Origin of the sequence: Bacillus sp. AFS098217, from assembly GCF_002551815.1 — a bacterium.
Taxonomy (GTDB): Bacteria; Bacillota; Bacilli; order Bacillales; family Bacillaceae_G; genus Bacillus_A.
This window is the reverse complement of sequence record NZ_NVPR01000022.1, coordinates 1-20,525: the sequence shown is the minus strand read 5'-3', so window position 1 is coordinate 20,525 and position 20,525 is coordinate 1. Positions and strand designations below refer to the sequence as shown.

Annotated in this window: 22 protein-coding genes and 4 pseudogenes; 6 read left to right on the top strand and 20 right to left on the bottom strand. The window is 34.5% G+C overall.

Going from position 1 to position 20,525, the window contains the following annotated elements; genetic code table 11:
* Positions 1–102: 102 nt before the first annotated feature.
* From COO03_RS05895 to COO03_RS05855, 9 genes and pseudogenes are all read right to left on the bottom strand, one after another.
* Positions 103–720: an NUDIX hydrolase gene (locus COO03_RS05895; RefSeq protein ID WP_097895908.1), complete on the bottom strand. Its 618-nt coding sequence runs from the start codon at positions 718–720 to the stop codon at positions 103–105.
* 75 nt (positions 721–795) lie between these two features.
* Positions 796–1,872, bottom strand: a complete 1,077-nt coding sequence (locus COO03_RS05890; RefSeq protein ID WP_141523212.1) for a CotH kinase family protein — start codon at positions 1,870–1,872, stop codon at positions 796–798.
* A gap of 352 nt (positions 1,873–2,224) precedes the next feature.
* Entirely contained in the window at positions 2,225–2,569 is a 345-nt protein-coding gene (locus tag COO03_RS26900; protein ID WP_176542216.1) for a hypothetical protein, read from the bottom strand.
* A gap of 306 nt (positions 2,570–2,875) precedes the next feature.
* Positions 2,876–3,493, bottom strand: coding sequence for a phosphoserine phosphatase 1 (locus COO03_RS05880; protein WP_097895904.1), 618 nt, complete (start codon positions 3,491–3,493; stop codon positions 2,876–2,878).
* A 14-nt stretch (positions 3,494–3,507) separates the two neighbouring features.
* Positions 3,508–3,648 (bottom strand): annotated as a pseudogene (locus COO03_RS05875) (short-chain dehydrogenase); the annotation flags it as partial.
* Positions 3,649–4,065: a FosB/FosD family fosfomycin resistance bacillithiol transferase gene (gene fosB / locus COO03_RS05870; protein WP_097895903.1), complete on the bottom strand. Its 417-nt coding sequence runs from the start codon at positions 4,063–4,065 to the stop codon at positions 3,649–3,651.
* Between the two features lie 58 nt (positions 4,066–4,123).
* Positions 4,124–5,785 carry a peptide ABC transporter substrate-binding protein gene (locus COO03_RS05865; protein ID WP_097895901.1) on the bottom strand — a complete coding sequence of 554 codons (1,662 nt, stop codon included), beginning with the start codon at positions 5,783–5,785 and terminating at the stop codon, positions 4,124–4,126.
* A gap of 136 nt (positions 5,786–5,921) precedes the next feature.
* Positions 5,922–6,866 (bottom strand): DUF2628 domain-containing protein, encoded by a 945-nt coding sequence (locus COO03_RS05860; protein WP_141523213.1) that lies wholly within the window; start codon positions 6,864–6,866, stop codon positions 5,922–5,924.
* 130 nt (positions 6,867–6,996) lie between these two features.
* Complete coding sequence (locus COO03_RS05855) at positions 6,997–7,449, bottom strand: methylated-DNA--[protein]-cysteine S-methyltransferase (RefSeq protein WP_097895897.1); 453 nt, start codon at positions 7,447–7,449, stop codon at positions 6,997–6,999.
* Positions 7,450–7,581: 132 nt separating this feature from the next.
* Between COO03_RS05855 and namA the strand changes: the two genes are divergently transcribed.
* The gene (gene namA / locus COO03_RS05850; protein WP_097895895.1) at positions 7,582–8,622 is read left to right on the top strand and encodes an NADPH dehydrogenase NamA; all 1,041 of its coding nucleotides are present in this window, start codon (positions 7,582–7,584) and stop codon (positions 8,620–8,622) included.
* Positions 8,623–8,692: 70 nt separating this feature from the next.
* Here the strand turns inward: namA and COO03_RS05845 are convergent, their stop codons facing one another.
* Both COO03_RS05845 and COO03_RS28015 read right to left on the bottom strand, forming a co-directional pair.
* A complete protein-coding gene (locus COO03_RS05845; RefSeq protein ID WP_097895894.1) occupies positions 8,693–9,352 on the bottom strand; it encodes an oxidoreductase in 660 nt (219 codons plus the stop codon).
* Positions 9,353–9,477: 125 nt separating this feature from the next.
* Positions 9,478–9,701 (bottom strand): annotated as a pseudogene (locus tag COO03_RS28015) (hypothetical protein).
* A gap of 200 nt (positions 9,702–9,901) precedes the next feature.
* Between COO03_RS28015 and COO03_RS05835 the strand changes: the two are divergent.
* Positions 9,902–10,852 carry a metal ABC transporter substrate-binding protein gene (locus tag COO03_RS05835; protein ID WP_097895890.1) on the top strand — a complete coding sequence of 317 codons (951 nt, stop codon included), beginning with the start codon at positions 9,902–9,904 and terminating at the stop codon, positions 10,850–10,852.
* Between the two features lie 132 nt (positions 10,853–10,984).
* Complete coding sequence (locus tag COO03_RS05830) at positions 10,985–11,455, top strand: GNAT family N-acetyltransferase (RefSeq protein ID WP_097895889.1); 471 nt, start codon at positions 10,985–10,987, stop codon at positions 11,453–11,455.
* Between the two features lie 267 nt (positions 11,456–11,722).
* Here the strand turns inward: COO03_RS05830 and COO03_RS05825 are convergent, their stop codons facing one another.
* The gene (locus COO03_RS05825) at positions 11,723–12,673 is read right to left on the bottom strand and encodes a CobW family GTP-binding protein (protein ID WP_097895887.1); all 951 of its coding nucleotides are present in this window, start codon (positions 12,671–12,673) and stop codon (positions 11,723–11,725) included.
* Between the two features lie 170 nt (positions 12,674–12,843).
* On the opposite strand from COO03_RS05825, the gene COO03_RS05820 reads away from it, so the two are divergent.
* On the top strand, positions 12,844–13,746 hold the full coding sequence (locus tag COO03_RS05820) for an aldo/keto reductase (RefSeq protein ID WP_097895886.1): 903 nt from the start codon (positions 12,844–12,846) through the stop codon (positions 13,744–13,746).
* A gap of 36 nt (positions 13,747–13,782) precedes the next feature.
* Here COO03_RS05820 and COO03_RS05815 read toward each other — a convergent pair whose 3' ends face one another.
* Both COO03_RS05815 and COO03_RS05810 read right to left on the bottom strand, forming a co-directional pair.
* Positions 13,783–14,367, bottom strand: coding sequence for a GNAT family N-acetyltransferase (locus COO03_RS05815; RefSeq protein ID WP_097895884.1), 585 nt, complete (start codon positions 14,365–14,367; stop codon positions 13,783–13,785).
* Between the two features lie 148 nt (positions 14,368–14,515).
* Positions 14,516–15,988 carry a flavin monoamine oxidase family protein gene (locus tag COO03_RS05810; protein WP_097895881.1) on the bottom strand — a complete coding sequence of 491 codons (1,473 nt, stop codon included), beginning with the start codon at positions 15,986–15,988 and terminating at the stop codon, positions 14,516–14,518.
* 181 nt (positions 15,989–16,169) lie between these two features.
* Between COO03_RS05810 and COO03_RS05805 the strand changes: the two genes are divergently transcribed.
* Positions 16,170–16,373, top strand: coding sequence for a DUF3896 family protein (locus COO03_RS05805; protein ID WP_097895879.1), 204 nt, complete (start codon positions 16,170–16,172; stop codon positions 16,371–16,373).
* 78 nt (positions 16,374–16,451) lie between these two features.
* Here COO03_RS05805 and COO03_RS05800 read toward each other — a convergent pair.
* The 3 genes and pseudogenes from COO03_RS05800 to COO03_RS05790 form a co-directional block, all read right to left on the bottom strand.
* A pseudogene (locus COO03_RS05800) lies at positions 16,452–16,793 on the bottom strand (alpha/beta hydrolase); the annotation flags it as partial.
* 42 nt (positions 16,794–16,835) lie between these two features.
* Positions 16,836–17,291, bottom strand: a complete 456-nt coding sequence (locus COO03_RS05795; RefSeq protein ID WP_097895877.1) for a DUF3939 domain-containing protein — start codon at positions 17,289–17,291, stop codon at positions 16,836–16,838.
* 150 nt (positions 17,292–17,441) lie between these two features.
* Positions 17,442–17,885 carry a Dps family protein gene (locus COO03_RS05790; protein WP_097895875.1) on the bottom strand — a complete coding sequence of 148 codons (444 nt, stop codon included), beginning with the start codon at positions 17,883–17,885 and terminating at the stop codon, positions 17,442–17,444.
* A 230-nt stretch (positions 17,886–18,115) separates the two neighbouring features.
* On the opposite strand from COO03_RS05790, the gene COO03_RS05785 reads away from it, so the two are divergent.
* Positions 18,116–19,156, top strand: coding sequence for a YkvI family membrane protein (locus COO03_RS05785; protein WP_097895873.1), 1,041 nt, complete (start codon positions 18,116–18,118; stop codon positions 19,154–19,156).
* A gap of 29 nt (positions 19,157–19,185) precedes the next feature.
* Here the strand turns inward: COO03_RS05785 and COO03_RS05780 are convergent, their stop codons facing one another.
* The 3 genes and pseudogenes from COO03_RS05780 to COO03_RS05770 all read right to left on the bottom strand — a co-directional run.
* The gene (locus COO03_RS05780; RefSeq protein ID WP_097895871.1) at positions 19,186–19,554 is read right to left on the bottom strand and encodes a DUF3979 family protein; all 369 of its coding nucleotides are present in this window, start codon (positions 19,552–19,554) and stop codon (positions 19,186–19,188) included.
* A gap of 257 nt (positions 19,555–19,811) precedes the next feature.
* Positions 19,812–20,126 (bottom strand): hypothetical protein, encoded by a 315-nt coding sequence (locus COO03_RS05775; RefSeq protein WP_097895869.1) that lies wholly within the window; start codon positions 20,124–20,126, stop codon positions 19,812–19,814.
* Positions 20,127–20,273: 147 nt separating this feature from the next.
* Positions 20,274–20,525 (bottom strand): annotated as a pseudogene (locus tag COO03_RS05770) (methyl-accepting chemotaxis protein); the annotation flags it as partial.

The window sequence follows — 20,525 nt, the reverse complement described above, 5'->3', positions numbered from 1 at the left end:
GCCAATATATTCACCATTCTCTTTTGAAAGTATGTACAATGCACTATGAATATACCACATACAAACAGAATGAAACAGGTGGATTTTGGAAATAATCTTTTTTTAATCAAGCAATGGTGCTTTATCCTTATCTTTCATATAAGTAAACATTTCTCTAATTTGCCATTCTGTATTTCTGGCAACTGATAACTGCGGGATTTCCTTTTCACCAAAAAAGTTTACTTCCTCTGTTTCCAAACTTGTTCGTTTTTCTCCCCCAACAATTTCACAACCGATAAATATTTTATATACATGTGATATTGATGGCGATGAATGATGCTTTTCTTTATCAAATACTGCTAGTAATCGAAAATGATCTACTTTATAACCTGTTTCTTCCCATACTTCTTTTGCTGCAACTTCTGTTGGTGTATAACCAATATCTGCCCAGCCTCCTGGAAGTGCCCATTTCCCATCACTTTTTTCTTTCACAAATAATAATTTCTCATTTTGAAATATAACTGCTCGAATATCTACTTTTGGTGTTTGATAACCTGTTTCACTGGCAAATAGCTTCTCTACCACTTCCCAATCCGTCTTCGTATAGTGAGACATCATAGAAATTGAAAGATCACGTAATTGTTGAAAGCGCTCAATATCATATACATCTTTTGAATACGTTAAGCCAGTCTGAGCTATGGCTTGTATTTGTTTTACCCAATCAATCCATTTCACCTTCATTTTCCACCTTCCTAAAAGAAGTATATTCATTATACAACAAGAAAAGAGATTGATTAGAATCTCTTTTCTTGTTGTTCACTCTAATTCATGTAAGTGTTCTTGTATAAATTGACGACGTTTTTCGATGTATTGAAAAATCAATTCTGGTTCACTATCAAAAACCTCTACCTTCTTCTTCATATAAGGATCTTGAACAATATACGGACGGATTAATCCATGCATTTCCTCCACTTTTGGTTTTATATAATCCACAGTAAACTTTTCTTCTAAAATTCCCTCTAAAATATTCCGATATTGTTTCCTAAATGCACTTACATCAAGCAATCTAGCGCTTAGGGTGTTATACCCTTGAATTCGGATATACTCATGATTTAACAATCTTCCTTCTACATCTCGTCCCCATGTTGCATCATAATCCCAAGGAATAACTTCAAATAAACCTGTTTCACCATTATGATACAGTGCATAGTTATGAACAAAGCCATCAAAGTTTTGTGTAAAAATAATACCCGCCAGCCATCGTAAATATTTGTCAATATCAACATATTTTACAATTTCCTTCTCATAGGCTGCTCGTGAAATCGTATTTGCATGATACACAAATTCACTTAAATATTCTTCACTATGCTCATTTGCACACTTGAATTCATATCCTGATGATAAATCTGTTTTTATATCCTTATTTAATTCACTTATTAAAGAAAAATTTGCGTCATCGTCAACCGCATAATAAATAGAACCATTTGGTAAATTGCGACTACGTAAAAAATATTCGTCAACAGACTCTAGTTGCAAGTATACCCCCTGTACTTGATTATTAATTTTCACAAAAACATGCTGTGATTTCGGAGATAATGTACCAATATCATAAAAAAAATCAAGGGATAGCTTATTTCGAATTAAAGATGGATCCTTGAATTCTGAATTTAAATGAATTTCTTTTACCCCTTGAAATAATTTTGGTTTATAAAACTTAACATGATAAGACTTTTTCTCAAACTTTCTAATATGAGAGCCTCGATATACAATGTCAATATCATATTTTCTTTTTTGATATGTCAATTTAGCAAGAACAGGATCGTCAGACCAAATATCTTTACGTAATTCTGTGATATACATAGGATTAATAAAAAAGTCATAAGTAGGCAGCATATTTTCTCCTCCCCTTCTTTTTATCCCATATTTACGTTTAATCCCTCCGTCTCAAGCTTCTGAGAAAACCATATAAAGAACTCGTAAAAGCACAATTCACCCTATACTGACGGAAAGCTCACTTCATCTACAATCAATGTATGATTTTCCTTTTCCTATTGATACCCCTACCATTCATCTATTTTTCTAGAATTCCACACCCGTCCTATACGAGGCGAGGATTTATTTCATATTGTAGTAATGTAAAAGAAAAGCTATTTCTTTTCAATAGATAGTGTTAAGGAGGATTCGTATGAAATATAATATCCAAAAAGCTGTAGAAGAGATTAAAGCTGCAGGAATGGAAGGATTCTTACATCAAGATCCTACAAGTGGACATAAATCTCGCCGTCATAAAACTTGTAAATGCCGTAAAACTTGTAAATCCCATATAACTTGCAAACCTCATAGAACTTTTAAAACTCATATAACTTGCAAACCCCACAGAACTCGTAAATCCCATATAACTTGCAAACCCCACAGAACTTGTAAATCCCATAAAACTTGCAAATCCCATAAAACTTGTAAATCTCATAAAAGTCATAAGTGCCGTAAAAGTCATAAGAGTCATAAGAGTCATAAGAGTCATAAAAGTCATAAATGCCGTAAAACTTGTAAATCCAAAAAGAGATTTCATATCCCCACGTTCAAAAAACAAAGCCGCTGTTTTCCTAACCATCCCTTTTGGAACTAGTTCTCATCGCAATAAGTAAGTCGGTAAAACTTAAATATATATAATGGAATTTAACTCTTAGATTAAAAAGATGATGTTCAGAAAGTAGATGAATAACTACTTTTTGGACATCTTTTTTGTAAAAACAATACACAAAAAAGAAAACACTCCTTGATATACTGGAATTATCAAGAAGCATTTTCTAATGAGTAATCATACAGATATTATTAGTCTACTATCTTTACTGTTCATATTTGCATGACTTAAAATTTATAAGATCTATTTTTTTGACTATATTTCTTGAAAATGTTTTATATCTGCAAAAAGCTTTACTGTACCTTTTCCGTCTTCAATTTCAATCACACTTAAACTTGCACTATGCATAAATGGATCATGCCATACCTTTTCAACAGAATTACCAGCAAAATGCCCCACAAGTAATTTCGCTGCTGCAGCATGAGATACAACTAAAATACTTTCTCCTTTATGCTTTTCTAAAAGAATATTTATCCCCTCTACTACCCTGCTATATACGTCAAAGAAACTCTCTCCTGAGGTGGAGCGGAATTGGTGTGGTTCGTTCCAAAATAAATTTACTTCTTCCGGATATTTCATTTCCAAATCAGCAAGCATTTCTCCCTCCCATATCCCCATATTAATCTCATAAAAGTGGTCATCTGCTATAATTGGTATATCTCGTTTTCCTCTAATCAGCTCTGCCGTATGAAGCGTTCGTTCACTTGGACTACTATATATAGCATGAAGCGGCATTTCTTTTATATGATCACCCAATTGTTTTGCTTGTAGCATACCTTTTTCAGTTAAGTTCGAGTTTTTTCTTCCTTGCATGCGCTTTGCCACATTCCATTCTGTTTCTCCATGACGCGTTACATATAACGTTGTTTTCATTTCTTTCCTCCTCCTTACCATTCCGGTCGTGATTTCCATGGTTCTAGTGTTCCTACGACCCATTTTCTTTGTTTATTTTGAATCCCTGCTATAACTCCTTCAGCAATCTCTTCATGAGTCAACCACCTTGAATGTTCACCTTGTAAAAATAAACCCTAATAAAATTCCATATGTGGTTTTGCTTCCTTATAATACTTTAAGCGATCCTGCAATGTACCTGAATGAAACTCAAACTTATGTCCATCTGGATCAATAAAATAAATAGATTGACAATCCCTTACATCACGTTCTCTTCCCTGTAAAATATGAACTTCGTTTTCTTCTAATCGCTGTAATAAACGATTAAAGTCTTCTTGTTCGACAGAAAAGGCAAGATGTGTATAAGACTGATGAATCTCATTTCTTGCAATATCTACTTCTTCATTGAGTGCTACCCACATCCCGCATATATCAAAATATGCAAGTTTTCTTCCCCTTACTAATAACTTTCCCTCTAATACAGTTTTATAAAATTTAATAGCTCTCTCTAAATCTGAAACTGAAAAGCAAAGATGATTCAAACCCTTTATCAAAACAAATCCTCCTTACATAGTAAAAAGATGAGTGAAAATTCACCCATCTTTTATTGTACTATTTTTTTGTCACATATGCCCATTTATAGCTAAAATCACCACCGAATGTATGATTTGCAATACCCTTTACATATGGCTTTTCTAAGTATGCTGTACTTTGCTGATAAGTAGGTGAAATTGCGGCATCTTCTCCAATTAAGGTTTTTTCAGCTTCTGCAAGTGCTTTCCAGCGTGCTGCATCGTCTTTTAATAGTTCTCCTTTTGATTTAGCAACTAGTTCATCGTACTTCGGATTTGAATAAGCCATTTCATTAAATGGGCTTCCTGTCACAAACATATCAATATACGTCATTGGATCCGGATAATCTGGACTCCAAGCTGATAGTGAAAATTCATATTGAAATTTCTTCTCTAAATCTAATTTTTGTTTATATGGCTGTTGTTTTAAATTCACTTTTAAGCCCGGTAAGTTTTTCTCAAGTTCTTCTTTAATAAAGTCGCCAACTTTCTTCCGGCTACCATTATCATCATTTAATAATTCTACTGTTATTGTATCTTGACCAAGTTCTTTTTTCGCTTCAGCCCATAATTTCTTCGCTTTTTCTACGTTATCCTTGTTATCACGGAAATTTTTATTTACAGTACGGAAGTCTTTCCCATCTGGCCCTGTTGTGAATTTTTCTGGTACTAAGAAATAAGCTGGTAAGGATCCATCATTTAAAATAACATTTGCAATTCCTTTTTTATCATAGGCTAGATCAATTGCTTCACGGACTTTTTGATTCTTAAATGTTGAATTCTGTTGATTAAATCGTAAGAAGTACATGCGTGGGTCTAGTTTCGTTTTAAATTCATCCGGCTTATTCTTTTTATATTTGTCAACAAACTCTGAACTTAAAAGTACGCGATCCGCTTGATCACTATCATATAGGTTAACACCTGTACTCGTTTCCTTTACAACACTCACATTAATTTCTTCCAATTTCACAGTACCTTTATCCCAATAATTCGGATTTTTCTTTAATTGATAGCTTTGTTCATGTTTCCATTCACTTAATGTAAATGGTCCATTATATAAAATTTTATCAGCTTCTAATGCATACTTATCTCCTTGTTCCTTTACAAACTTCTCATTTAAAGGAAAGAATGTTGGGAACGAAGTAAGTTCAAGAAAATATGGAGCTGGTTGTTCTAGTTCTACTACTAGTGTTTTATCATCCTTTGCCTTTACACCAAGTTGATCAAGTGGTAATTCTCCTTTATTAACTTTTTGTGCGTTTTTCACATCAAATAATATAAATGCATATTCGGCAGCTGTCGCTTTATCCAGCGCACGTTGCCAGCCATATACGAAATCTTGTGCACGGACTGGCTCACCATTTGACCACTTTGCATCTCGTAATTCAAACGTATATGTTTTCTTATCCTCACTAATCTTCACATCTTTTGCCATACCTGGAGTTGGCTTATTATCTTTATCTAACCGATATAAGCCCTCCATCGCATTTACAAATACTCGGAATGATACGGAATCTGTTGATTTTGATGTATCCATCGAAGGAATTTCTGCGGTTTCTAATAAGTTTAGTACTTGTTTATCAGCCATCCCCTTACTTGTCTCTTTCTTCGTTGTCGATGCTTTCTCCCCATTCCCGCACCCTGCAACGAACATGCTTGTTGATAATGCAAGTACAGCAAGCGTTGAAACTTTTTTCTTCATTCTTCCTTCCCCCAATCTGTATGTATACAATAGAGTATGTATAATACCATTATACAAAACATTCTGATTATTTTAAATATTTTATTTAAATAATGAAAAAGAAACGCACGGAAAGTCACCTTTTCCATGCGTTTCTTTATAGCATTTCTTTCGAATCATTCCACTGCAATCCATCGTCCAGCTCAAATGGATTTTGAATCCGAAATACATCTTCCATCATTTTCAAAAATTCTTCTTCACCTCGAGGCTCCCCGTTCACTGTAAGAGAATACGGTTCAATTTCATGCATTTGATAATCAACAACAAACTGAATAACAATTTTTTGTCTTGGCATACCACGGCTATATCCATGAAATTCGACTAACTCTAATCCATCTGTCCCTCGGTAGTACTCCCATTCTGGTTGCTGGAAATACATTTCAAATGATTCACCGATAGAAAAGAATGGGTATTCATAAAGTGAGCTTGTACGTACTTTTTGAATAACATCTTGATCTGTTGGGAAGAAAAAATGACTTAAAAATATACTAGCTGCTGTCAAAACAGTGACAATAGCTGCTCCCATTTTACTCGTTCCTCCACTATCACGAATAAGATAGCTCTCAACTGCTTCATTTTCAATCTCTCGTGCTTTTATCCGATATATTCTCCGCTCAGCAAATCGATAATATAAACCATTTGCAAAGATCCCTACTCCTATTATCATGAAAATAAGCAATAAAAACGTAAGTGGAACCATATTAATGATCGGGAGTGATACATTAAATCCCATGTAATACGAAAATGCATCACAAGCTACTAATAACATGACAAATAGAAAGGCAGGTAAATAATACTTGCGATATCCAAACCATCCCACATTGAAAATAGCAGCCCATCCATTCCAACTCCATCTTGCGATTCGTTTACGCTCTTTATCCCATTTTCTTTTATAGTATGGATAATGTGCTCCAACATATTGCTCCATATCTTTTTCTATCGGTGAGATTTCCTCTTTTGGTTCATTATGTAAAATCCGCTGACAATTTTTACAATTCAGCTGACCATCAGTGCAAGAACTCCCACAATTTATACAACGCAAAACAATCCCTCTTTCCATAACTTCTCCCATAAATAATGACGATACGTAATTTTACTGAAGTCAACAATTCATAATGAAGGTTACTTCTGACCACTAACTAATATCTCATTAAAATAGGGTTATCATATTCTTATTTCAAAATCCCCTCATGTTTTAATAACCATTCTTTCCGCCATAAGCCTCCCGCATAACCAACAAGCTTACCACTTTTTCCAATAACACGATGGCACGGAACAATAATTGAAATAGGATTCCTGCTATTCGCTCCACCTATCGCCCGTACAGCCTTTGTATTCCCAACTTTCTCTGCAATATCTAAATACGAAGCACTCACACCATATGGAATCGTATAAAGAGCTTCCCAAACACTCTTTTGAAATGGTGTTCCATCTGCGGATAACGGCACTGTAAACTCGGTTCTCATTTTATTAAAATATTCATCTAATTGGACTAAACACTGATCTACAAGCTTACTCTTGTTTTCTTTTTTTCGTTCCTCCACAAATATAACCGACGTAATTCCTTTATCATTTGCCGTAATTTCAAGCAATCCTAATTCACTTTCATAATAAGCTCGATACATACTCTATCCCCCAATTTGATTCATATTCATAATTGTAACATGAATAAATAAAATTTTGAGAATAAGCGTTTCATTATGGAAACAAAAATGATGATGATACAATGATAGAAATGACAATAAGGGGGAATGAATATGAATTATCAACTTTTTTCACCTTATACGATAAAAAACGTTACACTAAAAAATCGTATTGTTATGTCTCCTATGTGCATGTATTCATCTGAAAATGAAGATGGAAAGGTAACAAATTTTCATCATATACATTATGGGACGCGAGCTGCTGGTCAAGTTGGGCTCGTAATGCTTGAAGCAACAGCAATTGTACCTGAAGGGCGTATTTCTCATAAAGATTTAGGTATTTGGAGTAACGAACACATTGAAGGATTACAAAAGACGGTATCACTTCTTCATGAACACGGTGCAAAAGCGGCTATCCAGTTAGCTCATGCTGGACGAAAAGCTGAATTACATACAGACCCTGTTGCACCTTCGCCCATCGCATTTCATGATAAAATGAAAGTTCCAGTAGAAATGAATAAACAACAAATTCAGGAAACTGTTACAGCTTTTCAAAAAGCTGCATCCCGTTCTAAGGAAGCTGGATTTGATATTATTGAACTACATGGAGCACATGGATATCTCATTAATGAATTTCTTTCTCCACTATCAAATAGACGAACAGATGAATATGGAGGATCACCAGAAAATCGCTATCGTTTCTTAAGAGAAATCATTGATGCTGTAAATGAAGTTTGGACCGGACCTTTATTTGTCCGTATTTCTGCAAATGACTATCACCCTGAGGGGTTAACAGTAGATGACTACGTTCAATTCGCAAATTGGATGAAAGAACAAGGTGTAGATCTTATTGATTGCAGCTCTGGTGCAGTTGTACCAGCGCATATTGATGTTTATCCTGGTTACCAAGTAGAATACGCAAAACATATAAAAGAACACGCTCACATTGCAACAGGTGCAGTCGGCTTAATCACAAACGGTCTACAAGCAGAGCAGATTCTAGTAAGTAATGAAGCTGACTTAATCTTTATCGGTCGTGAATTGCTCCGTAATCCATATTTTCCAAGAACAGCTGCCAATGAACTCGGCTTTGAATTACAAGAGCCACGCCAATACAGCCGTGCTCCTGGTAAAATAGTAAACAAGACTAATTGAACGCATGAGCTTGAGGTGGAAAGATAGCGGGATAAAAATAAAAACGAGAAGGCACCCTTCTCGTTTTTTATTATTCCATCATAGTAATCTCTTTTGAATTATAAATATGGACACCGGATTCTTCACGCAATGCCGCGATATACATCCCTTTTGCAACCTGTTCCGCGGAAATCGGTTTATACTTTTTAAAAGTACCACTAAATATAAATGGCATAACACCAGAAATCTTCTCTGCCATTCTTTCTCCAAAACGAAACTCTTCTCGATCTCCTAATAATAACGATGGCCTAAAAATATGAATCCCGCCAATGACTAACTTTTGCAACTCTTCTTCCATTTCTCCTTTTACTTGCGAATAGAAGAAAAGTGATTTTGGATTTGCTCCCATAGAAGAAATAACAAGGAAATTTTGTACACCTTGCTTTTCGGCTAAACAGGCTGCTCGTAATGTATATTCATAATCTACTTTTTTAAAATTCGCTTTTGTTTTCGCTTTCTTAATTGTTGTTCCTAGGCAGTTGAATACATCATCTACAGCAAAAAACTCTTTGTATTCTTCTAATATTGAAAAATCCACTTGTTTTTGTTGTAACTTTTCATGTTCTAATTGCAATGGCTTCCTTACAAAAATAGTAACCGAATCATAGTAATCTGAGTCAAGTAATAGCTGCGTTATTTCTTGTCCAACTAAACCACTTGCACCGAGTACTAACGCTGTTCGTTTATTCATTTATCTTTATACCTCTTTATCTACTTTTATCCCATCTGAACAGGCAATATATCCCCTATTTACCGGAGTTTCCTTTACCTCATTTTATCATAAGTAATGTACTATGCGTTATTCAAATGATTTCCCTACTCTTTTTTCTTTTTTGTCTCTGCCGGCAACTTCGTTATCAATGTAGAATCACCTAAATTACTGATTAATGTCTTTAAAAAAATTAAAACACAAGATAACGGCAAAACTACTGCTAATATTAATAAGATTGCCTCTATGATGTAATTCAATCCCTCATCCCCTTTTTCGTACCCTCTACCTCAATATATGAAAGCAGTGTTGTCACATATGCAACGTTCATAAAAATTAATCCTGTTCTTTTTGACAACTTTATAACAAAATCAAATCGGAATGATTATTATTTATTGCAACTTTCCTAAAGATATATTATACTAGGTTCGCAACATAAAACGTAATTATTCCGTTTTATTTTAAAAATTGATTTTCCTCTTACATTTTGGGGAAAATAGACTTGTAAAAAAGAGAAAAGAGGAGAATTACATGAATAAAAGATTAACCCTATTTTCATTCCTGTTGATTTTCACACTAATTTTTGCTGGATGTTCTAGTAAAAAAGAAGGATCTGCAAAGAAGGATGGAAAACTTACTGTATATACAACTATTTTTCCACTGGCTGATTTCGCTAAAAAAATCGGTGGTGACTACGTAAATGTAGAAGCAATTTATCCGCCTGGTGCTGACTCTCATACATATGAGCCAAGTCAGAAACAAACCGTGCAAATTGCAAAAGCAGATTTATTTGTGTATAACGGCGCTGAATTAGAGCCATTTGCTGAGAAACTGGAAACAACATTAAAAAAAGAGAACGTAAAAGTTGTAAATGCATCTCAAGGTATTGAGCTTCGCGCATCATCTGAAGAAGAACACCACGATCATGAAGACGGTCATACAGAGGATGGGCATCCTCATGATAAGGACCCACATGTTTGGTTGGATCCTACACTTGCAATGAAACAGGCTGAAAAAATCAAAAATGCACTTGTGGAATTGCAACCAGATCATAAACAAGAATTTGAAAAAAACTTTGCAGCATTACAAACAAAATTTACTGATTTAGATGATCAATTTAAATCAGTTGTTGCAAATGCAAAAACAAAAGAAATTTTAGTTTCTCATGCTGCATACGGATACTGGGAACAGCGCTACGGCTTAAAACAAATCCCGGTTGCTGGAATATCTGCTTCTGATGAGCCATCTCAAAAAGAACTTGCTAACATTACGAAAACAGCGAAAGATCATGGCTTAAAATATATTTTATTTGAAACATTCTCTACTCCAAAAGTAGCGGAAGTAATCCAAAAAGAAACGGGAACGAAAATTTTACGTTTAAATCACCTTGCTACTATCTCTGAAGATGATGCGAAGAAAAATAAAGATTACTTTACATTAATGGAAGAAAACGTGAATACTTTAAAAGAAGCTACAAACTAAATGTACCTTTCAGACAACTGGAATTTTTCAGTTGTCTTTTTCATAGACCACAGCTTGACTTAAACAAAATAACAAGTAAAATTATCCATATTGGTTTTAAAGATATGATATTTCAGAAAGTGAGTTGGAACTATGAATCTTCACATTTGTGAAGTAACAGCAAATAATTGGCGTTCAGTCGCTGCTTTAGACGTAGCAAAGGAGCAGCAACAGTTCATTGAAAGCAATGCGTTTTCTTTAGCCGAGTCATTATATGAAGAAAACGGAACGTCAGTAGGCTTATATGATGGAGAAACACTTGTTGGATACGCGATGTATGGCTGGTATTCAAAAAAAGATGATAGCGTATGGCTAGATCGTTTTATGATCGATTACCATTTCCAAGGAAATGGCTATGCGAAGCGTTTTCTCCACCTGCTTATCCAGTATTTACAACAAAAATTTCAATGTAAAAAAATTTATTTAAGTCTTCATCCAGATAACAAACTAGCAATGAAACTATATGAATCGTTTAGTTTCCATTTAACTGGTGATATCGATGATAATGGTCCAGTTGTAGGTGTTGTAATGGAATTACTTATAGATGAAAGCAAAAGCCTGTGAGAACAGGCTTTTTTGCTTTTTTTCTACTACTCTTTATTGATTAATATATATATCCATTTTGATTTTCCAGCATATAAGTCACGGCTATAAAGTGCACTCATTTGCTCTCTTTGTTTTCACTTGGCATGGGGCAGGAAAAGGATCTGACCGCTTCTATGCATGGCCAGATTCTCTCTCCCATCTAAAAAGAAAGGTTTTATGTCGATTTTTCAATTTGTACTTATATAGAACATTCTCAAAAAAAATAAGCCTGCAATTCTTACAGGCTTATTTCACACATTCCTTGAAGTGTTCTTGGAACCATTCTTTATTAATATCTTTTCCGATGAAAACGACTTCACTTATGCGCTCTTCTCCTTCTTGCCACTCTCTATCATACGAAGCAGCAAATAGTGTATGAACGCCTTGGAAGACAATGCGACGATCTACTCCATCAATTGATAAAATTCCCTTATAACGATATAAGTACTCTCCTAGTTCTTGAACAACAGCTGCCATCCATTCATTTAACTTCTGCAAATCAAGTGGACGCTCTTCACGTAATACAAATGATTTCACACCTTCTAAATGATGATGCTCTTTATGCGGATAAATGTCTAATGTATCACGCGTTTTAAACGTTTGAATTTCTAGCAAGGCAGGAATATCTACTTCACAATTTGTCGTTGGAATTAATTTTGCCGTCGGATTAATCCCTTGTAATTCAGTAAGAAGCTTTTCCTTTTCTTGCTTTTCAATTAAATCTAATTTATTTACTAAAACTATATCAGCAAAAGCAATTTGTTCTTTTGCCTCTAGCCCTTTTTCAAAGTGCTTATGTATATGATAACTATCTACAACTGTTACGACACCATTAATTTGATATGCGGATTGAATAACTGGATCTAAAAAGAACGTTTGAATAATCGGACCTGGGTTCGCAAGACCTGTCGTTTCAATCACCAGACCATCAAAATCCATTTTTCCTTCTGCTTTTACATCAAGCAATTGTTTTAAAGCAACAAGTAAATCTTCACGCACTGTACAGCATAAACAACCATTTGTCATTTCCATAATTTCTTCTTCGACATTCATAATTAATTGATTATCAATGCCAATTTGTCCTATTTCATTTACAATAACCGCTAATTTTTTTCCGTGTTCTTCTGATAAAATACGATTTAATAATGTTGTTTTCCCTGACCCAAGAAAACCAGTTAAAATTGTTACTGGAATCATTTTTTTACAGCTCCTTATGCTTATATCTCTATACATTATACCATACCAAAAAAGTTGTTTTTTACAGAAAAGACATATTTATTGTAAGCACCTTATGATAGCTATATAATAATACCAAACAAGAAAACCTTTTCAAAAACGTCACCATTCACCAAGGAGGTCTACTTAAAATGGAACGAATTCAAATGGCTAGTAGCCTTGAATTTTCTCGTATCATTCAAGGATTTTGGCGTTTAGCAGAATGGAATATGCCAAAGCAAGAATTACTTTCTTTTATCGAATCTTGTATGGATATGGGAATTACAACTTTTGATCATGCCGACATTTACGGGGGATATACATGTGAATCATTATTTGGGGAAGCTTTGCAATTAAAACCTTCTTTACGTGAAAACATGCAAATTGTAACAAAATGTGGAATCGCTCCCCCATCACCAAAGTTTCCAAATCGATATGTCGCTCACTATAATACTAGCGCTAAACATATTGTAAAAAGCGCGGAAGAGTCACTCAAGAACTTACATACGGATTATATTGATTTGTTACTTATTCATCGTCCTGATCCATTTATGGATCCAGCTGAGGTGGCAGAAGCTTTTTCACGTTTAAAACAGGATGGAAAAGTCCGCTATTTTGGTGTATCTAACTTTTTACCGTCCCAATTCAATATGCTTAGCTCATATTTAGATTTTCCGCTCATTACAAATCAAATTGAAGTATCTGCGATGCAGCTTGAGCATTTTGAAAAAGGTACAATTGACTTATGCCAAGAAAAAAGAATCAGTCCTATGATTTGGTCTCCTCTTGCTGGTGGAGAAATCTTTACAAGTCAAAATGAACGTGCTGTACGCTTACGAGAAACTTTACAAAATATCGCGAATGAACTAAATATTGATGGCATCGATATTGTCATGTATGCATGGCTACTTGCTCATCCAGCGAAAATGATGCCAATCGTTGGTTCTAGTAAGCTAGATCGTGTGAAAGCAGCTGTAATTGCAACAAAACTTACATTGAATCGTCAGCAATGGTTTACGATCTTTGAAAGTTCAAATGGCCATCCCGTACCATGATATGCTAGTAAATCATAAAAAAGAGGAGCTACTACCTTATAGCTCTTCTTTTTTATACCTATTTCTTGTCATTGCAAACACACATGTATCCCTTAATCCGTGACCATCTACTGCTACACTGCTGCTTTCTAAAATCCCTTCTAATGTAAAACCTAGTCTCTCTGGTATCGCTCTACTTCTTACATTTCGTGAATCACAGCGAATCTCTATCCGGTTTGCCTGTAACTCAGAAAAAGCATAATCCATAATCCCCTGTGCTGCTTCTGTCATATAGCCTTTTCCACCAAAGCGCGAATCTATCCAGTACCCAATTTCAAATTTTGGTACTTCCCAATTAATACGATGCAATCCAGAAGAAGCTACAAATTCGCCTGTTTCTTTTAAAAATACTAGTAATCTCAAATCTTCACGTTGTAAAAATTGAATATGTGACCTTCTTATACTCGCTTCGATTTCTTCTTCTGTTTGCTCTTTTTGAGCGAAAACCATCCAAGGCTTTAGTTCTTCTACCGATGCATTGATAGCTTCATATACCGCTTTTCCATCCCCTGGTTTCGGCATTCGAATAAGAAGCCTGTCTGTGTAAAATTCAGAAGGAAAATCAAGTAATAATGGATTCATTACAAACACTCCTTATCATTCTTTTACATATAATAATATTTAATCCAAACTATACAGTAAACACCTTTTTTCAGAATCAAGCTTATTTTCAAACAAAATCACATGTACCTCTCCCAATTCATACGCATCATGATGCTTTACCTACTACTTATACAACCAACTGATTCACCTCTACGGCTGTACGTATTCCAGACTCAATTGCTCCTTGTATCCACCCGTGATAAAGCGTAGTATGATCTCCGGCAAAATATATTTTCCCCTCTGGTTTTACAATCGCTGGTTGCAGTTCTGTTTCTTGACCCGCTTGAAAAATCGCAAACCCTCCTAATGCATACGGGTCCAATGTCCAATTCTTTGCTACTCCTGACATAAATTCATCATATACTTGATCACCTAATATAGTCGCTAAATTTTGTAATGTATAATAAATGCGATCACCTTTCGACAATCCATCCCATAATAATGCATCATAAGACCACGTATAACTTCCAAGCATCATAGCAGGTCCCTTTGAACCAATACCATGACTCGGATAATATGCATAACGGATTGGTAAATCCGTTATAATCCTTCCCCCTAATTGCCCCTGCTCTTCCCAAAAACGACTTTTAAACTGAATACCTATTTTAGTTGCCGCCATATAATGTAGTTCACGAATTGCTTTCCATTTTTCATGTGATACAGAATCGAATGGATCAATTTCTACAAAGCGCATTGTAGAAAATGGAATTGTAATAATAACTAGATCGCCCGTTATGCTACTATATTCAAACGTTTCTTCATGCCTACAATAAGCTGTCACTCCTTTTTCATGTTGATGAAGCTTCATCAATTTTTGATTGTATATAATATGATCCTGTAACTGAGGTAAAAAAGCTTTCGGAAGCTGATCATTTCCTCCTGTAATTTCACAAAAACCCCTTTCCTCTTGCAATATATATATAAAACGTAATGTTTCAACAAATGATCTTTCTAAAAATCCTTCTAAATCTAGCAGTACACCAATCATTTCAATTGTTACTGGTGAAAAGTACGTATTGTACTGATAAGGATGATACTTTAAAAACTGTGCTGTTGAATACTTTCCAAAGTCTTTTTCGACAATCTCCCAGTTTTTATCTGGATTTCTTTTAATGAAATCCATAATTGGCTGCACTGCTAACAATAATAATTCCTCGGATGTTTTTCCTTCTTCATTCATTGCTACAGGGTAACGTAATACACTAGGGTTCTTCTCATATTGCCTCAATGTCGTTTTTCTACCATTCACATAAATAATATCTGTCTCATTTCGATTAATAAAAGGGGTCACTTGTAGTCCGAACTTTCTTATATAAGCCATCGTTAATGTATGTATATATGGAATACGCATTGCTCCAACATCTAAATATAATCCGGTGTCTTGCATTCTAATCGTCTCAATTCGGCCTCCTATACGGTTATTCGCTTCTAAAATTTTCACATGATGTCCTGCACTTTTAAGTAACGATGCTGATACTAAACCAGCCATTCCAGCACCAATTACAATGATTTGTTTTGGTGCTACTGTTTTCGGTAATCCCTTATCAATAATTCTCACCATTTCATCAGTTGTGACACCGGATTGTGTATGCGCTCGCATCATTCCACCCCTTACTTTGAAAATACAAAACAGTGATTCTCTGCATTGTATTCACAAGTATAGTAGAACAATACATTTTTCTGAATATTCACTAATAATTCACAGAGATTTGCTCTCATCCTACACCCCTTATCATATAATAAAGATATAGATAGGAAATGTAAGGAAAGGATTGATAAATATGAAACGTACTTACGACTATCCCGAAACAAAAAAACATTTAGAATTGAAAAAACAACTACTATGCAAAAAATTATTGGATGTAAATTTAAGTGTAGATGATCGTAATCAAATTAAGATGGAAATCGATAACTACGAATACATTTTAACATTAGTGGAAATGAATCATTATGAACGTGGAATTTCTCATGAAAAGCGGATGTGAAAGCGTTCGCTTTTTCATTTGTAATCCAAAAAAGGAGTGTATCATCCTATGTGATGCACTCCTTTTCTTCTACCTTCTTTATAAATCTGTACCCGCAATATATCCAACTGCTTCTTGTAATATTTCTTCAAAGTTTTCAGGGTAATCATGGTTTAGATTAGATATAACTTTATACTCATGCTTTATATTTTTCGTTTCCAATAGCTTCACAAACTTCTGTGTACATTCAAAGCAATCCTCATCCTGATCTCCACAAACAATATATCCCTTAATCCCTTTATCCTTCAATTTATTCAGCAAACCTTCCCACTCTTCAACCTCAGGGAGCCACGGTGCGACAAAAACAAAGCCTTTTGCCGCTATATTTTCGTTTAATATCGCTTGTAGTGCCACCCTTGCTCCAGCAGAAAAACCTCCAATTCAAACAAAAAAAGACAACAATATGGTATTGTTGTTTTCATCCTAAACAATATTCTGTTTACTCTTATCTGGTTTACTTGAAACTAAATAATGCTTCTCTGAAATATATAAATCTCTCTTTAATATACGATCTAAATACGGCGCTAATTTCATTCTACATATGAGACGATCTTCATCGCCTTCTACAATCGGGAATATTTCTTTTTCTGTTACATATTGATCTACTGCTTTTTGTACAAGATCAATCTCTTTTACAAGTTCTATATTTTCTGCTGTATATTCAAATACCTCGAGCGTTTCCTTTGTAATAAGAAACATATTTGTCGGAAATGCTGGTAAATACGGTTTTAACAAGTCATAATTCACTGTATAATCTTCATTGACTAATACTGTATAAACAATATTTGCATTTGTTTCCAGAAACTTAGCCATTGCTTGCTCTAATTCGTCTTTCGTAATTGGCCTCTCCTCTTTTCCACTTTTGAAAAAGCGAAACATTGCATCGCCTCCTTTTTACTATATTATACCATAAAAAGAAGACTGAAAAATCACAAAAACCTATTGAAAGGATTTTTCAATAGGTTTTTTATTCTACTATTTGTGAGGGTAAATAATAAATTACGTATAAACACTAATAAAAGCTCTACTTTATTTTAAAAATGCACTTAACATCCAAACATGTTGTTCTAATGTTGTATGAATTGCCAATAACATATCAGCGGACGTTTCATCCTCAGCTTCATCAGCTACTTCCATACCTTCTTTTAACTCTTGAATAATCGCAGAAAAATCATTTACTAATGTTTGCACCATTTCTTCAGCTGATTCGTTACTTGTTCCTTCATGTACAGTAGATGTTTCTAAATACTCTTTCATTGTCGCTAATGGTTTCCCGCCCAATGCTAAAATACGCTCTGCTAATTCATCAATATACGTTGCTGCTTCATTATAAAATTCTTCAAATTTTTCATGTAATGTAAAGAAGTGTGGTCCTGTCACATACCAGTGATAGTTATGAATTTTCACATATAACACATTCCAGTTTGCTACCTGTTTGTTTAATACTTCAACAACATTTGTTTTCGTACTCATGCAATCCACTCCTCTTATCACTTTAGAATTATTATCTTTTAATAATACATTTTCATTGTACCACACATTTCCTACTCTTCCAAATCATTAGCTTATATGTAACAAAACTTTAACAACTTTTATCTTTTCCTAATCTTCAGAAATTCATGTATCCTTTCATGTCTAATTGTCCAAGCTCACACATATGCATAGTAGTAAGTCGCGTTCATCATAGTAGAAAGAGGGATTACATGAATAATCAACAATGGCAAGTAGCAAAAAAAGTTGCTGCTACTTATATTGGGACTGTCGTCGGGGCTGGATTTGCAACTGGACGAGAAATTGTTGAATTTTTTACAATTAACGGCCTATACGGAACAATCGGAATATGTATAAGTGGATTTTTTTTTATTTGGTTAGGTACGAAGATGATGTTGCTTTCCTCACAAATTGGTGCATTCTCAGCACAAGAATTTAACAAATATTTATTTGGAGATGTATTTGGAAATGTAGTAAACACTTTATTGCTCCTTGTACTGTTCGGGGTAACAAGTGTTATGTTATCAGGGGCTGGTGCGGTATTTGAAGAACAACTCCGTCTCCCAAGGCAACTGGGTATTTTTATTACAGTTATTGCTTGTATCATGATTGGTAGCCGGGGATTACAAGGGGTTTTCGAAGTAAATACACTTGTAGTACCCATTATGATGATTTTCATTATTGGACTTGCTATTACAACATTTATTCACGGTACAACACCTATACTTAATACTATTCCTACAGAAAGTTGGAATATAAAATGGATTACAAGTCCTATTACATATGTTGCCTTAAACCTTTCTCTCGCCCAAAGTGTTCTCGTACCATTAGCAAGTGAGGTGAAAGATCAAAAAGCTATTTTATGGGGAGGGATTTTAGGAGGCGCAGGACTCTGTTTTATTCTATTATGTAGCCATTTGGCTATTTTATCGGTTGAGCAATTTTATCAATACAACATTCCTATGGCAGAAGTTGTCCGACGATTCAATGCAACTTTTCACTTTTTCTTTGTCCTTATTATTTTTGGAGAAGTATTTACAACATTAGTTGGAAATATATTTGGGATGACCAAACAAATGCAATCTATCACTGGTTGGAAAAACAATCGGATTGTTTATTTTATTTTACTAATTAGTTATTGCTTTAGCTATATTGGCTACAGTGAACTCCTGCACATCTTATATCCAATAATCGGATGGGTTAGTATCATCCTACTCCCCATTATCGCATGTAAACAACTTCAAAAAACATAAAAAAGCATCCGCTATGAGCGGACGCTTTTTTATTCACAGTCTTCACACACTTCCCAATATAGTCCCATCTCTACTGCAAGATACGGCTTTAATTGTAACCGAATCATGCGACTTGGCATACGCTCTAATACAAACTGAATAGCGTCCTCATCCTCTTCTAATTCCGCTTTTAAAATTGCTATCCGCTGTATAGTAGTGATGGATTTCTCATCTTTATATAAAGTAATCCTTATCTCATCATATTCATTAAAATATATTTCCACACTCATATGTTCTGTCACTATTTCATCAACAATTGAATACGTACCATTTTGTTCTTGGATCACATATTTCCAGCCGTCTTTTCCATCTTCCATTGGAGTAACTTGAAACAATGTCATTAAATCCTCGTATAGCATAAGATAACCCCTCTCTTACTAAAAACCATGAGTATTATATATACCCTTTCTCTCTATCACTATCACGTTTATTGTACCATATATCGCTTCTCTTACTATATTCATTTGCTTTATGCTACACGGATTTTATACAAATTATACAATCAAGATTAATCTAATTACAGACAACCTAACTTCTTCACTTTTGCTGTGTTTTAAGGCGAAAATCTTATTGTACATAAAAAAACAGAAATGACGTGTATCATTCCTGTTTCCCATTAAAATACTTTACCTATCGCCGCTAAAGCTAACACCGCTATCAAACATGCAAATAATAACGATACAACAAAACTAACAATCGGTAATGTTTTCTTTTCATTCTTCTTAAACAATAGCCTTAAACTAAGAATAATATTCAATGGTACACATACGAAATAAAAATATTTAACAACGTTCATTGCACCACTCAAACTATTTAAAAGTGTGTTAAATGCAAACACTTCAACTAAAAAAACAAGAAAAAATGAAATACTTAACCAAAATGAAACATAGCTAAGCCAAGAATGTTTTTTTGTTCCCCAATACACTCCCATACTGCTCTCCTTTATATATAAGTAGTCTACTTTAATAATAATTATACATACTTATAACAAATCCCTTTATTTTTCGACAATAAAACAAAAAGGAGCTGCCCCTCCCCTAGTAGCCATTCAGCTACTGTTGAGACAGTCTCCTCATCATTATACTTTAAATCTTTCAATCAGTACTTGTAATTCCTCGGCCATTTGTGACAATGTACCCGCAGCGGAACTAATTTCCTCCATAGAAGCCAATTGCTCTTCAGCAGATGCAGCAATATTTTGTGTACTTGTCGCATTATTTTGCGCTGTCATGGCAATTTCACCAACTGAAATAGAAACCTCATTTGCACCTTTTGACATTCCATTTGCCGTTTCTACCATACTTTCAATTTGCGTAGCAATTTCATTTGT